General features: G+C 62.2%; 11 protein-coding genes and 1 tRNA gene. 6 read left to right on the top strand and 6 right to left on the bottom strand.

From position 1 onward, the window contains the following. Positions 1-21 precede the first annotated feature (21 nt). The 5 genes from DID98_RS08825 (at position 22) to DID98_RS08805 (ending at position 4533) form a co-directional block, all read left to right on the top strand. Positions 22-573 carry a GNAT family N-acetyltransferase gene (locus tag DID98_RS08825; protein ID WP_260428058.1) on the top strand — a complete coding sequence of 184 codons (552 nt, stop codon included), beginning with the start codon at positions 22-24 and terminating at the stop codon, positions 571-573. After that, complete coding sequence (locus DID98_RS08820) at positions 570-1610, top strand: 3-oxoacyl-ACP synthase (RefSeq protein WP_124570571.1); 1041 nt, start codon at positions 570-572, stop codon at positions 1608-1610. Before DID98_RS08825 ends, DID98_RS08820 begins: the two co-directional genes overlap by 4 nt. After that, complete coding sequence (locus tag DID98_RS08815; RefSeq protein ID WP_124570570.1) at positions 1607-2533, top strand: 3-oxoacyl-ACP synthase; 927 nt, start codon at positions 1607-1609, stop codon at positions 2531-2533. The genes DID98_RS08820 and DID98_RS08815 overlap by 4 nt, the downstream gene beginning before the upstream one ends. Positions 2534-2955: 422 nt before the next feature. After that, positions 2956-3660, top strand: coding sequence for an autoinducer binding domain-containing protein (locus DID98_RS08810; protein WP_260426305.1), 705 nt, complete (start codon positions 2956-2958; stop codon positions 3658-3660). Between the two features lie 219 nt (positions 3661-3879). Continuing rightward, positions 3880-4533 (top strand): acyl-homoserine-lactone synthase, encoded by a 654-nt coding sequence (locus DID98_RS08805; protein ID WP_185640837.1) that lies wholly within the window; start codon positions 3880-3882, stop codon positions 4531-4533. Positions 4534-4598: 65 nt separating this feature from the next. On the opposite strand, the gene DID98_RS08800 is transcribed toward DID98_RS08805, so the two are convergent. Beyond that, entirely contained in the window at positions 4599-5165 is a 567-nt protein-coding gene (locus DID98_RS08800; RefSeq protein ID WP_260427929.1) for a hypothetical protein, read from the bottom strand. 688 nt (positions 5166-5853) lie between these two features. Here DID98_RS08800 and DID98_RS08795 point away from each other — a divergent pair. Further along, positions 5854-6147 carry an H-NS family nucleoid-associated regulatory protein gene (locus DID98_RS08795; RefSeq protein WP_107313287.1) on the top strand — a complete coding sequence of 98 codons (294 nt, stop codon included), beginning with the start codon at positions 5854-5856 and terminating at the stop codon, positions 6145-6147. 347 nt (positions 6148-6494) lie between these two features. Here the strand turns inward: DID98_RS08795 and DID98_RS08790 are convergent, their stop codons facing one another. The 5 genes from DID98_RS08790 to fdhE all read right to left on the bottom strand — a co-directional run bounded on the left by DID98_RS08790 (position 6495) and on the right by fdhE (position 12312). Next, positions 6495-7748, bottom strand: coding sequence for a site-specific integrase (locus DID98_RS08790; protein WP_124524256.1), 1254 nt, complete (start codon positions 7746-7748; stop codon positions 6495-6497). Between the two features lie 70 nt (positions 7749-7818). Further along, a tRNA-Sec gene (locus DID98_RS08785) sits at positions 7819-7914 on the bottom strand. A 31-nt stretch (positions 7915-7945) separates the two neighbouring features. Beyond that, positions 7946-9871, bottom strand: a complete 1926-nt coding sequence (selB, locus tag DID98_RS08780; protein ID WP_124521378.1) for a selenocysteine-specific translation elongation factor — start codon at positions 9869-9871, stop codon at positions 7946-7948. After that, positions 9868-11307 carry an L-seryl-tRNA(Sec) selenium transferase gene (gene selA, locus DID98_RS08775; RefSeq protein WP_124521375.1) on the bottom strand — a complete coding sequence of 480 codons (1440 nt, stop codon included), beginning with the start codon at positions 11305-11307 and terminating at the stop codon, positions 9868-9870. The genes selB and selA overlap by 4 nt, the downstream gene beginning before the upstream one ends. Positions 11308-11376: 69 nt before the next feature. Beyond that, a complete protein-coding gene (fdhE, locus tag DID98_RS08770) occupies positions 11377-12312 on the bottom strand; it encodes a formate dehydrogenase accessory protein FdhE (RefSeq protein WP_185500372.1) in 936 nt (311 codons plus the stop codon). Between the last annotated feature and the right edge of the window lie 85 nt (positions 12313-12397).

The following is a 12397-nucleotide window of genomic DNA, read 5'->3' as shown; positions in this document are numbered from 1 at the left end:
GATGGCACGCCTCAGCCCTCAATGGACAACGCTGCATCGCATGCAACGTCCTCCACTTTCTGGCTACGCGAACCAGGGCTGAATGACATCGACGACATCGTCGCCTGGCTCGCCCAGCCGACCATCAGCCGGTGGTTCGATTTCGGGCTCGGCCGCCAAACCCTACCCGCATTGGCGGTGCAAGCAATGGTCCATAGCGGACAGCATCGAATACGCGTATTCGGTTCGGTTGGCTATACAGTGCCGAGCGGTATAGTCGCCGTCAGTGATGTCACGCATCGCTTCGCGACGGGCTCATTTTGGATCCTTCGCGACCGGTCGCGGCCAACCTGCGTCAATATGGCTTTCAACGCAGCAACATACCTCCTTCATGAAGCGTTCGTCCGTGATCGGCTGCGGTGCATCACTGCATGGGCTGTCGACTGCAATGTTCCGTCGCAACGTCTGCTCGCGCGCCTAGGTTTTCGTCTGATCGGACAGCAACGAGACTGCCATCTCGTCGATGGCATGCGCGTCGGGCGGCTCCTTTACGACCTGCTGCCCGACGACCTCGCGCTACCACGCGCACCATGAATACACCTGTGATCACGGCACTTGCCAGCTGTGTGCCGCACACAGTCGCTGTACAGCGTGAGCGCGGAATCGAGCTGACGCTCAGTGCTCCGATGCGGTCCGGTTGGCACGCTTGGGTCGCGTCGTGGCAAGCGGATTACGCCCCTCACCCCACAAAGAAGGCAGCTTCAACCGGAAGCGCTGCAATCAGCACAGCGCCGGAGGAATTTCGTTGTGTCCCTGTTGAGCGCGATACCGATCTATCCGGGCTCGCCGCGAAAGTGGCGCAGACAATATGTGCTGCGCGGCCAGCCAATGCAGCGCCGATCGATATTGCAATGTTCTGCCACAGTAGCCTCAACGAGCACGTGTCCACAACGACCGCTGGACGCTTGCGTGCAGTAATCGGCACGCCCTGCTTCCCGTTCTCCATCTCCCAACAGCAGGGGGCCTCCACGTTCACGGCCCTCCAGCTGGCGAGTGATCTGCTGATTGCGGAGCCCGAAATCCACACCATCTTGATCGTCGCTGCCGAAAAGTGGTGTTCGCCGTTTTCGAGATGGACGGATCAGGGAATTGTGCAGGGCGACGCAGCCGGTGCCATCCTCGTGGAACGTTCCAGACCCGCGTCTTGCGGACTGGTGGTGATCGACGCACGCGCCAGCCGCCTCCACCGGTTCGCGCCACCCGCCCCGCTCTCAAGCCTAGACATCCGCACCGATTGGGTTCCGGCGCTGCAATCGACGATCGACGCGATACTGCTCCGACACGCGCTTCAGCCGAACGACCTCGACACCGTCGTAGGAGCAGGAATAGATCCCCAGCTTGATGAAGCTATTTGCCGACATCTCAGTCGCCGTGTCGTTGAATTTTCCGACCGCCACCGCGCCCATCTAGGCGCAGCCGAACCTATCGTGCGGCTCGCCAACGCACTCGAATCTCACGACCTGTCAGTGTGCGATCGAATCCTGACGTGGGGCGTCGGCCTGGGCGGTTTCGTTGGTTGCGCACTGTTCGAATCGCATGGCAGGCCGCACTTATATCTCAACCCGTCATGAGCGCTTCTATTGGGATCGTCCATACCGCTTACTATCTGCCTGAGCCGGCCGAAGATGTCCGCAGTTGGGCCCAACGAACCAAGCAGTCCGTCGAGACCGTCAAACGCCTCGAAGAAGCGGGGGTACGCTCGTTCTATGAAGCTCGGGGACAGACTGCGCTTTCGCTCGCCGCGAACGCCATCCAATCGCTCGTTCGTGCGACCCATCTTGCTCCCGACACGATCGATTTTCTCGTCTACGCTCATACGCTTCAGGGCAGTATCGCCCCTCCGCCCCTATCCCTGCCACGCCTGCTATGCGAACACTTTGGTTTCGAGCAGGCAGAGGCATTCTCGTTTGCGCAACAGCATTGCGCCTCATCACTGGGCGCGCTACGGATCATTCGCGCGATGTTTTCCGCCCGTCCAGCTATCAACCGCGGCCTGCTGGTCGGCGCAGACGTCATGCCCCTCGCAAGCGATCGGTCAATAGCCGGGGCCGGATTGCTCAGCGACGGCGCATGTGCGGTGCTCGTCGAACGCAATGCCTCGATCAATCGATTGGTCTCACTGGCCTTTCACGCGAGTGGAGAAGGTTGGCTAGGCACACTGGGAGAAGATGAATCGCGTTTCGGAGCTCAGTACTTCTTTGCGGCGCGTCGACTCGCGACGCAAACGAGCGCTGAGGCGAATGTGCCCCTAGCTGAGATTCAGCGCATCTTGCCTTCCCATCTTGATCTGCCAACCTGGCGCCGAACTGTCGCATCGCTCGGCCTTCCAGCACGATGCCTGTTTACTGACAACTTTGCTCGCGTCGCGCATGTGACGGTCAGCGATCCATTCATCAATCTCGCCGACTGCGATGATCTGGTTTCCGGTAAGCCTTTCCTGCTATGCGCCCGCGGAGTGGGAGGATTTTCCGCAGCGGCACTCTTCGTTCGCTAACAGGATCGTTGAATTCAGGAAATTTCGCCGATGGCGCGGTACGCGATCGCTAAATACGCTGCAATATCGTTCTCGTTCCGAGACGGTGACTTTTAAAAATAAAATCGCGTATTAAATTATTACAATCTATTGGATGACGTTCCGGTTCAAACCATTAGACTCCACATTAGCTACGCACCCAACGTCCATCTCGACGCAACCTCCGACGTCGGCCATCGCATAGCGGGTGCGCAGGTATTCAGCACCCCACTACCATACCGTTTGCCGGAGTCGCTGCCACAGTGATGGCGCCCTGCTCCAGCATTTCTCTTGAATGCCACTAGGCAATAAGTGAGGCAGAAGTCATGAGAACGCGATTTCGCCATCGCACAAGCAAAAAAGCGTCCAAGCCACCACCGTGGAATGTCACATTAGCCACCCGAATGGCACCAATCCTGTCTCTCTTTACCGATACAAAGGATATTTCTTCTCTTTCTGACTTGCTTGGCAATGCGGTGCTTCCATTGGGTTTTCCATGTTACGCCGTCACACGGATCTCCCTGACTTGCATTCGCTCTAGACCCAGCATGTCTATGGAGGCAATCTGCTCGCATTATCCCAACAACTGGGTGCAGCACTATCTACAGCACAACTATGGCTCCGTTGATCCCGTACATCGAGCGGCTTTTACTTCCTCAGGACCTTATCGCTGGGGCGATATTACCGACTTGAACCATGCTGAGCGACATGTGCTCGTGGAAGCAGGCGACGCCGGACTCAAAAACGGGCTGAGCATTCCAATTCGTGAGGTCGGGGGCAGTGTTTTGCTCATCAATCTGTCAGGGCCATCATCCCGTATCAATGCAGGGACGAGCCGGCAGCTCGCGAGCGTAATCAGCAATCTATTTCGTTTGGAGCTGGATCGGCTCGCCCCTCCCCATCCAAAGGCGTTTATTCAGCTTTCCCCGCGTCAGCGCCAATGTCTTTCATGGGTCGCGCAAGGTAAAACATCGTCGGATATCTGCATGATTCTCGAAATATCCCGCCATACCGTCGAATATCATATCACTGAAGCAATGAAGGTCCTGAACGTGAATAGCAGGATAGCAGCCGCCGTCATTGCCTCCAATTTCGGCCTACTTGATTAGCCCTCTTATTTTCAGTCGAAGTTTTCCGAATGATTTAACCATGACGCCGCATCTCTCGAATCCCATATATTGAATAACCCTGGATCAGCCAGAGATCTTCAATCTCGCACGGATTATGCACGGCCAAGATTCATTTGCGTCTCCTCCCTACCTAACTAGTTCCGGTTGTTGTTTCGACTTGATACGGTGGCGCCCATCGACAAACGATGGAGAACGCAAATGCCACTCATTATCGCGGGTAGGTTGAGCGACTTGCCGCTTGAATTTCGTGATGGACTCGGCGCATTCCGGTACGACGTGTTCGTGCGCCGCCTCGGCTGGCCGCTACCTGATGTTAAGGAAAATGAAACCATAGAATGGGATCACTTCGATGGCGAAAACACCATTCAGATTGTTGAACTTACTCCCGAAGGGCAGATATGTGGTTGCGCACGCCTGATGCCAACTACCGCCCCATACCTGCTCCGAGAACTACTTCCTCGATCGTCGGACCTCGACTTTCCCTCGTCACCCACCGTATGGGAGCTATCGCGGTTCGCCGGCTCGGGCATGCAACTCTTTCCCTATGTTATGGCCGTCGCCGCATCCCTCGGCGCGACCCGCATCATTGGTGTCGTCACCCAGGCCATCGCACGACTGTATCGCCGCTTTGGCCTTGATCTTCAGTATGTGGGACCTCATCCGGAGACCGCTAGCTCTCCATTCGTCGTCTGTGCCATTGATCTCACGCCCGCCGCGTTCGCCAAACTTGGATCCGATCTCGATAGTCTCCGCTCTTCAATCACGTGGCATCGTCCGCTCACGCCGAATGTTCATGGCTCAGTGGTGGAGACGGTACCACGCGCTGCTCGTTGCGCGGCAGACGTGCAATAGGTCCCCTCCCGGCGACGACCGTCGCGCTTCGCCGAAATTAGTGCGCTCGACTTCCACGACTACAACTAGGATGTGGATCGCCGGTGGTGATGCCGGTTATCCGCATCCTTTACCCAATCCGGCCGGATGGCGGATGCGTAGGCCTGACCGGTGCGTGAACCTTCGCCGCTTGCCTGTGCCCTCAGTCCGAGACGTTCATCAATCGCATGAGCGACAGTCGAAGATTTTGGCAGACGACCGTCATCGCAGTCCGTCCAGAACGCATGCATCGCGTCGAACAAAACTGAGAGGATCGCGGTCAGGTAAGGCAGGCGAACGACTACACCGCCTCCCATCGAATTGCCGTCAACAGGACCGTAGTGATCGCTCGGCACGTCGGCCGGCAGGTCTATCCGCAACGCGTCAAGTTCACGCTGCAATCGCTCTTCAACGCAGTAGTGTGCGGTCGCCGAGTTCGCCAGGACCTTGCCAAGCTCGCACAGCTTCTCGTCTTTCAGTTGAACGCATCTTGTGAGACGACGAATCTGCGTTTCGGCCCTTCGCAAACGGATCTGTAAGGTCGCGCAATCGCACGCCGGTGCCGAGCATGCGCTTGTATCACTCAATCGCCAAACATTATCGCGTTGCTCCATAGCAGGCCTCGCCTCGAACGTGGCGATATGTACTCCACACACCGCGAGAAATCGGACCGATGATGCACCGACCTGGCCGGACTCATCGCGCCGGCGCAAATCGGTTCATCTTTTTTCGTTCCTTCACGCAGCAATGTCAACTGTGAGGATTGGGGGGGTACCGATCAACGCATCTGCGAAGTTGAACGATATGGAAAAACGAAACGTCCCACCACAACATCGGCGCAGAATTGGTCTGTCAATTGCACAAGATCCCGCACGTCCCGAAGAAATGAAGCGGCTTGCCTGAAGTTTCACGCTTTAGCAGAGCCGGCGATAACACAATAGGCCTCCTGATTGTGCCTCCAACGCAGCCTGATGGAGACGGTCCCAACAGGCACCGGAAGATCAGTGCGGTTGAGCGCACATCGGCGCACAGCGGGCGACCGCCCAACAATCCGCTGATGATCGTCGGCAATTTGCGTATCCAACCGAAATAGCCCAATGTACGGCTTTCGATTGCTCCGCCAGATTCGTGGCCTCGGAGACGATAAATGATCGACTCCGGGTCAAAACGATGAGAAAATCGCCCAATAGTTCCAATTGTGCTGCAGACAATGACATGTCGCAGACCCGATGCGCCGCGCCGAATTGGACTCTTCGAAGCGACGATTTCAATACTGTTTCTTTTAACCACGTGGAGTGAAGAATGGCCACCTATCAAGAACTGAAAGCCAAGGCTGATGCACTGCTCGTGCAAGCGGAAGAAGCTCGGCAGGCCGAACTAGAGACTGTGCTTGAAGAAGTTCGCGCGCGGGTTCAGGAGTACGGACTCACGCCGGACCAGATCTTCGGCCGTAAGCGCGTACGTAGCGCGAATGGCAGCCAACCCGCAACGCCGAAGTATCAGGATCCGAAAACGGGCAAGACGTGGAGCGGGCGTGGCCGCGAACCGTCATGGATCAAGGGTAAGAAACGCGATCGCTTCTTGATCGCCGAATGATCACGGCAGCGTAGCGATCGGTCGCCCTACGGACACCCTCTGGGCCCGCGGCTTCATGCTGCAGACCCAGTTGAATCTGTATCAAGCCGTGCCGGCCCAACCGATTCAGATCCGCCTTATCTGACCAACGTTGAAGACTTCCTGCGGTCCATTGGAATCCATACCGTTCGTCTCCCCGGCGACTCGATTTCACACATAGCAGCGATACCGCCAGATGTCGATGAATTCGGCATGCATTGCATCAGGATCAAGCGACATACCGACGACACAACCTCGCACTCGCGATACCGGGCAAGTGCGAACCCGCCCGGCCCGCAGCACCGTTTCAGAACAGAAGCAGCGTCGATTTAGGCAGCGAACGTTTGCGGCATGACCGGCGCCATTGACGCTTCAAGCTTGCACCCGCTTGAACAATACGCCCCCCAGTCTTCCATCATGAGCCGCCGTCTTTCGAGTTGATCACGACGCCGATAAGCCGCTATCGTCTGCGAAGTAATGACGTGTGCCAAGACTTCCTCTGCCAGAGAATCCGGATAGTCGGTGCATTCGGCGACCCAGTCACGAAATGTCGACCGAAAACCGTGCACGGTGATCCCAGAGTACGACATGCGTTTCAACAGGGCCAACATTGCCATGTTCGACAATGGGTGCCCTTCCGTGCAACCGGGAAACAGATATCCATATTTGGCCTTCGGTAGCGCAGCACGCACGACTTCGACGGCTCGCTGACAAAGCGGCACGCGAAGCGGCCGACCGCTTTTTGTACGATCGCCCGGGATGCTCCAGATACGACTGTCGAGATCGAATTCGTCGACCCGTGCAAATCGTGCCTCGTTCGTGCGAGTCGCCGTGAGAATAAGCAAATGCAGCACCCGTGCCGCGCGTCGGGGACGAAGTTCCAGTTCCCGGATAAACGTCGGCAGGTCTTCCCAAGGCAACGCCGGATGATGCTTTACCTGCGAGCGTTTCTTTGACCGGGGTAACACCAGTTGGAGATGATCTACGTACCGAGCAGGGTTGCCACCGGCGCGGTGCCCCATCACGGTCTCCGCGTCGAGGATCGCCTTGATGCGACCGCGCACCCGGCGTGCCGTTTCTGCCTTTTTGGTCCAGATCGGCTGCAGGATACGCACAATCATCGCGGTGTCGATGTCGCGCACACGCACATCGCCGATGATGGGATAGGCGTACGTCTCCAGTGTGTTGCCCCATTGCTGGACATGCTTGCGGTTTCGCCATTCCGGCTCACGCGCACGGATGAACGATTCAGCCGCGTCACGGAACGTCACATTGGCATCGGTCGAGATATCGAGCCGGTGGCGACGCTGCTCTTCACGCCGTGCGAGGATGGGATCGATATGGTTTTCGACCATCTCGCGATATCCGCTGACCAGCTTCCGGGCTTCCCCAAGCGAAACCCGCGACAGCGGTCCGAGGCCCATTTCGCGCACGCGCCCATCGATCGTGAAGCGAAACACCCATGAGCGTGCGCCGCTATCGGCGATCTGCAGGTAGAGGCCACCGCCGTCTGCGTAATGGCCTGGATCGGCCACCTTCGCGACGCGCAGTGCGCTAAGCCGATGCAAGTGTCGTCCCGCCATGTTGTCCTCCTTTCCTACCCACAAAACCCAACCCGCTACCCATGTTTCATGGGGAGATTGTGCAGAGCCGTGGCGGAAGGCAGCCGGAGTCGAACCGACCCGGGAGTGTCTGACACCCCCAACCGGGTTTGAAGCCCGGCCGTACCACCGGATACGAATGCCTTCCGTGGGGAAAAAAACCAAAGAACGACGAGCGCCTACGCCTGTACACCCACCCAACCGCTGTCAGGCCGCAGGAAGTGAAGATCGCGGTGGAAGCGAGTATACCCAACCCGATCGAAGAACTCGAGAATCTGGATCGCGCGCTTGCGGCCGAGCCCCGTCGCGTCGCGAAACGTCGCCGCGTCGAGCCCGCCGCCGCGCGTCGGCGCGAGATGCGCGACCAGCCCGGCCAGCTCGCGCACGACATCCGCGTGATAGAACAGGTCGCGCACGACCTGATGCACGTCGCCGCGCCGCGCGAGCTTGCGCAGCAGCGTGCGCACGGCCTCCTCCTGCGCGCCCGTGTCGCGCGCCAGATCGCGGACCCACGGCGGATCGAAGCGCCCCGCATGAATCAGCGGCAGCAGTTGCCGCGCCAGCGCTTCCTCGCGCGCATCGAAACTCACCGAATGCGACGGCAGATGCAGCCACGGCCCGCTTCGCGCCACCTCACCGCCGTCCACCAGCGCATCGACCAACGCACGCCACAGCGCATCGCCGACGAGCGGCGCCGCCATCCGCCGCAGGCGCGCCGCATCGAGCCCCTGCTCGTCCGGCACGCGTTCGTGATACGCGCGCAGCGTATCGATCGCCCGCGCCTGCAGCGCGTCCCAATGCACTCGCGCGATCACCGTGCCGTCGTTCGACGCGCGCTCGCGCTGGCCGATCGCCAGCGCGTCGTCCGGCAACGCCAGCACGTCGGGCGCGAAGCCCGTCAGGTGCGTGAGCATCGCGCTTGCGATCCCGAGCGGCGCCTGCGCGAGCAGCGCATCGAGCCGCCCTTCGTCGAGCCACGCCGCCAGTGCGTCGAGCCATGCGCGGCGCGCAGGCGTGCGACGCTTGCGTGCGGGACCGAACGGATCGAGCACGCGACCGCCGCCGACGGTGCGCGTCGCCTGCGGATTGCGGACGATGAAGCGATCGCCCGGCAGCGCGAACACGGGTTCGTCGAACACCAGTTGCACGCGCATCATCTGGCCCGCCGCGAGCGTATCGCCGTCGAGCAGCGCGACGTGCGCGACGCGATGCAGCGTGCCGAGATGCACGTGCAGCGGCGCCCAGTGCGTCAGCGTGAGCCCCGCATCGGCCAGCAGCGTCAGTTCGACGTCGAGACGCGGCGACGTCGCGACGAGCCGCGCATCCGCGACGGTATCGCCACGCTCGACGTCCGCACGGTCGACGCCAGCCAGGTTCAGCGCGCAGCGCTCGCCCGCGCGGCCCGCGTCGACCGGCCGGTTCTGCGCATGGATGCTGCGCACGCGCGCAGCACTGCCGGTGCGCACGACCGCGAGCGTGTCGCCGGTCGCCACGCGGCCCGCGAACGCGGTGCCCGTCACGATGGTCCCCTGCCCGGCGAGCGTGAACACGCGATCGACCGCGAGCCGGAACAGGCCGTCGTCGCGGCGCGCACGCCATGCGAGTGCCGCATCGGCGAGATGACGCTTCAATGCGGCGACGCCCGGATCGTCGTCGCGCGTCGCGCAAGTTTCGAAGATCGGCGCGCCATCGAGCGCCGAGCCGTGCAGCCACGTGGCGATCTCGTCGCGCACCGCCGACAGGCGCGCGGCGTCGACCCGATCGCACTTCGTCAGCGCGACAGCACCATGCGCGACGCCGAGCAGTTGCAGGATCGCGAGGTGCTCGCGGGTCTGCGGCATCACGCCGTCGTCCGCGGCGATCACGAGCAGCGCGAAGTCGATCCCGCTCGCACCGGCCGCCATCGTATGAATCAGCTTCTCGTGGCCCGGCACGTCGATCAGGCCGAGCACGTCGCCGTTCTCGAGCGGCGTATACGCATAGCCGAGCTCGATCGAGATGCCGCGCGCCTTCTCTTCCTTCAACCGGTCGGTATCGACGCCGGTCAGCGCGCGCACGAGCGTCGTCTTGCCGTGATCGATATGTCCCGCGGTACCGACGATCATGCAGCCGGCCCCGCGGCCTGCACGCATTGCGCGACGAATGCCGCTTCGTCCGCCGCTTCGAGGCAGCGCAGGTCGAGCCGCAGCGCATTGTCGGCGATGCGGCCGATCACCGGGCGCGGCCATTCGCGCAACCGTTTCTCGAGCTGCGCGAGCGCACGGCCGCCGCGCTTGCCGTCCGGCATGCGCACGACGAGCCCGGCGCTCGGCAACTGGTCGACCGGCAGCGCACCGCTGCCGATCTGGCTGAACATCGGCTCGACCTGCACGTCGAAGCCGCCGCCGAGCGCGGCCTGCAACGCCGGACGCACACGCTCGGCGGCCTCGGTGATCTCGCGCTGCGGCCGCGTCAGCAGACGCAGCGTGGTGAGCCGCTCGCGCAGGAATTCCGGCGCCTGGTACAGCCGCAGCACGGGCTCGAGCGCGGCGAGCGTCAGCTTGCCGACGCGCAGCGCGCGCTTGAGCGGATGTTTCTTGATCTTCGCGACGAGCGCGCGATCGCCGACGATCAGCCCGGCCTGCGGCCCGCCGAGCAGCTTGTCGCCGCTGAACGTGACGAGGTTCGCGCCTGCCGCGACGCTTTCCTGCACGGTCGTCTCGTGCGGCAGGCCCCATTGCGACAGATCGGCGAGCGTGCCGCTGCCGAGGTCGACCGCCACCGGCAGCCCGTGCTCGCGCGCGAGCGGCGCGAGTTCGGCCAGCGTCACTTCCTTGGTGAAGCCGCTGATCGCGTAGTTGCTGCAGTGCACCTTCATCAGGATCGCCGTGCGCGGACCGATCGCGTCCGCGTAGTCGCGTAGATGAGTGCGGTTGGTGGTGCCGACCTCGCGCAGCTTCGCACCCGCACGGCTCATGATGTCGGGAATGCGGAACGCGCCGCCGATCTCGACCAGTTCGCCGCGCGACACGATCACTTCGCGTTTCGGCGCAAGCGCCGACAACACGAGCAACACGGCCGCGGCATTGTTGTTGACGACGGTCGCGGCTTCCGCGCCGGTCAGTTCGCACAGCAGATCGTCGATCAGGTCGTCGCGGTCGCCGCGGCGGCCGGTGGCGAGGTCGAATTCGAGGTTGACGGGCTGCGTGAGCGCGTCGACCACCGCGCGCACCGCGTCGTCGGGCAACAGCGCGCGCCCGAGATTCGTGTGCAGCACGGTGCCGGTCAGGTTGAACACCGCGCGCACGGTGCCCGCGCTCTGCTCGGCCAGCGTGCGGGCGACGGCCGCCGCGATGCGCGGCTCGTCGAGCGGCCCGGCCGCCGGCGGATCCTGCTGCGCGGCGGTGCGCCAGCGTTCGAGTTCGGCGCGCACCGCGTTCAGCACGCGCGTACGGCCATAGTCGGCGAGCAGCGGCTGCAGCGGCGCCGACGTCAGCACGCGCTCCACCGACGGCACGCGTGCGAGGACGGCATTCAGTTCATTCAAACCCGGTTCGGTCACGTAATGGTGGCTCCAATTCCATGCGCGGCAGGCAGCCGGCGCAGGCGCTCGCGCCCCGGCTCCGTACCGTCATTCCGCTTCGCGCGACATGTCCGGCCACAGCAGCGGGTTCGGCGAACTGCGCTGGTAGCCGGCTTCGTTCATCAGCAGGTCGAGCGTGAGGCTCGCGAGATCGTCCGCCAGCGGCTCGAACTCGTAGTCCTTCTCCTGGTAGCCGATCTTGCGATAGGTCTTGCATTCGTCACAGGACTCGGCCTTGACGGCTTCGCTGCCGCCTTCGATCCCGTGGTAAGCGATGCCCTTGGTCGAGTCGCAGTGCGAACATTTCGTGCGCACCATGTGCCACTCGGTCGTGCACAGCCCGCACTGCAGGAAACGGTAGCCCTGGTACTGGCCGCCGACGCGCACGACGCTCGCGACCGGATGCGTGCCGCACACGGGGCACAGCCCCGGCTGGTCGAGATACGGGACGTCGGCCGGTGCCACGCGGCTCGCGAGATCGGTCCAGACGACCTGCAGCGCGGCCATCAGGAACGGCGCGGTGGCCGGGTCGACTTCGGCGAAGCGCAACGCGAGGATCGCGTCGGCCTGCGCGTCGAGTTCGGCGGGCGCCATCAGGCGCAGCCGGTCGAGCAGCTTCGCGAGCGACGGATTGACGAGCCCGGCGCTTTCGACGCGGTCGAGCAGTTCATACAGCACGGCCCGCCACTGCGGGTTGCGCCCGCCGTCGAGCGCCGGCACGAGGGGCATCGAATGCTGTTGCGCGCGTGCGATCGCTTCGGGCGACGGCAGCGGCAGTTCCAGCGCCTGCAGCGTCGCGTGCTGCGCGTCGGCAACGGTCGCCATCAGCCGCAGGTAGCCGCTGATCGGGTTCAGGTCGGCGAGCTTGCGCAGCCGGGCGGCACGCGCGGCGAACGCGGTGCCGCGCTCCGGCAGGCGAAAGCGCGGAATGGCCGAATGATCGAGCGCCGAGATCTCGGTCGGTTCGAGAATGCGTTGTGTCACGAAAATGTCTTCCAAATAAACAAGCGCCGACAGGTCGGCGCTTCAGGCGATTCCGACGGCTGACGGAACGGCCCGCCGCGATCGG

The sequence above is a fragment of the Burkholderia sp. Bp8984 genome (assembly GCF_003853755.1).
Lineage (GTDB): Bacteria > Pseudomonadota > Gammaproteobacteria > Burkholderiales > Burkholderiaceae > Burkholderia.
The sequence above is the reverse complement of the archived record's forward strand: the minus strand, read 5'-3'. Positions and strand labels throughout refer to the sequence as shown.

Excerpts from the sequence above, each read along its gene's own strand:
- DID98_RS08825 (WP_260428058.1), top strand. The coding sequence starts at position 22 with ATGGACAACGCTGCATCGCATGCAACGTCCTCCACTTTCTGGCTACGC.
- DID98_RS08820 (WP_124570571.1), top strand. The coding sequence starts at position 570 with ATGAATACACCTGTGATCACGGCACTTGCCAGCTGTGTGCCGCACACA.
- DID98_RS08815 (WP_124570570.1), top strand. The coding sequence starts at position 1,607 with ATGAGCGCTTCTATTGGGATCGTCCATACCGCTTACTATCTGCCTGAG.
- DID98_RS08810 (WP_260426305.1), top strand. The coding sequence starts at position 2,956 with ATGGCACCAATCCTGTCTCTCTTTACCGATACAAAGGATATTTCTTCT.
- DID98_RS08805 (WP_185640837.1), top strand. The coding sequence starts at position 3,880 with ATGCCACTCATTATCGCGGGTAGGTTGAGCGACTTGCCGCTTGAATTT.
- DID98_RS08800 (WP_260427929.1), bottom strand. The coding sequence starts at position 5,165 with ATGGAGCAACGCGATAATGTTTGGCGATTGAGTGATACAAGCGCATGC.
- DID98_RS08795 (WP_107313287.1), top strand. The coding sequence starts at position 5,854 with ATGGCCACCTATCAAGAACTGAAAGCCAAGGCTGATGCACTGCTCGTG.
- DID98_RS08790 (WP_124524256.1), bottom strand. The coding sequence starts at position 7,748 with ATGGCGGGACGACACTTGCATCGGCTTAGCGCACTGCGCGTCGCGAAG.
- selB (WP_124521378.1), bottom strand. The coding sequence starts at position 9,871 with ATGATCGTCGGTACCGCGGGACATATCGATCACGGCAAGACGACGCTC.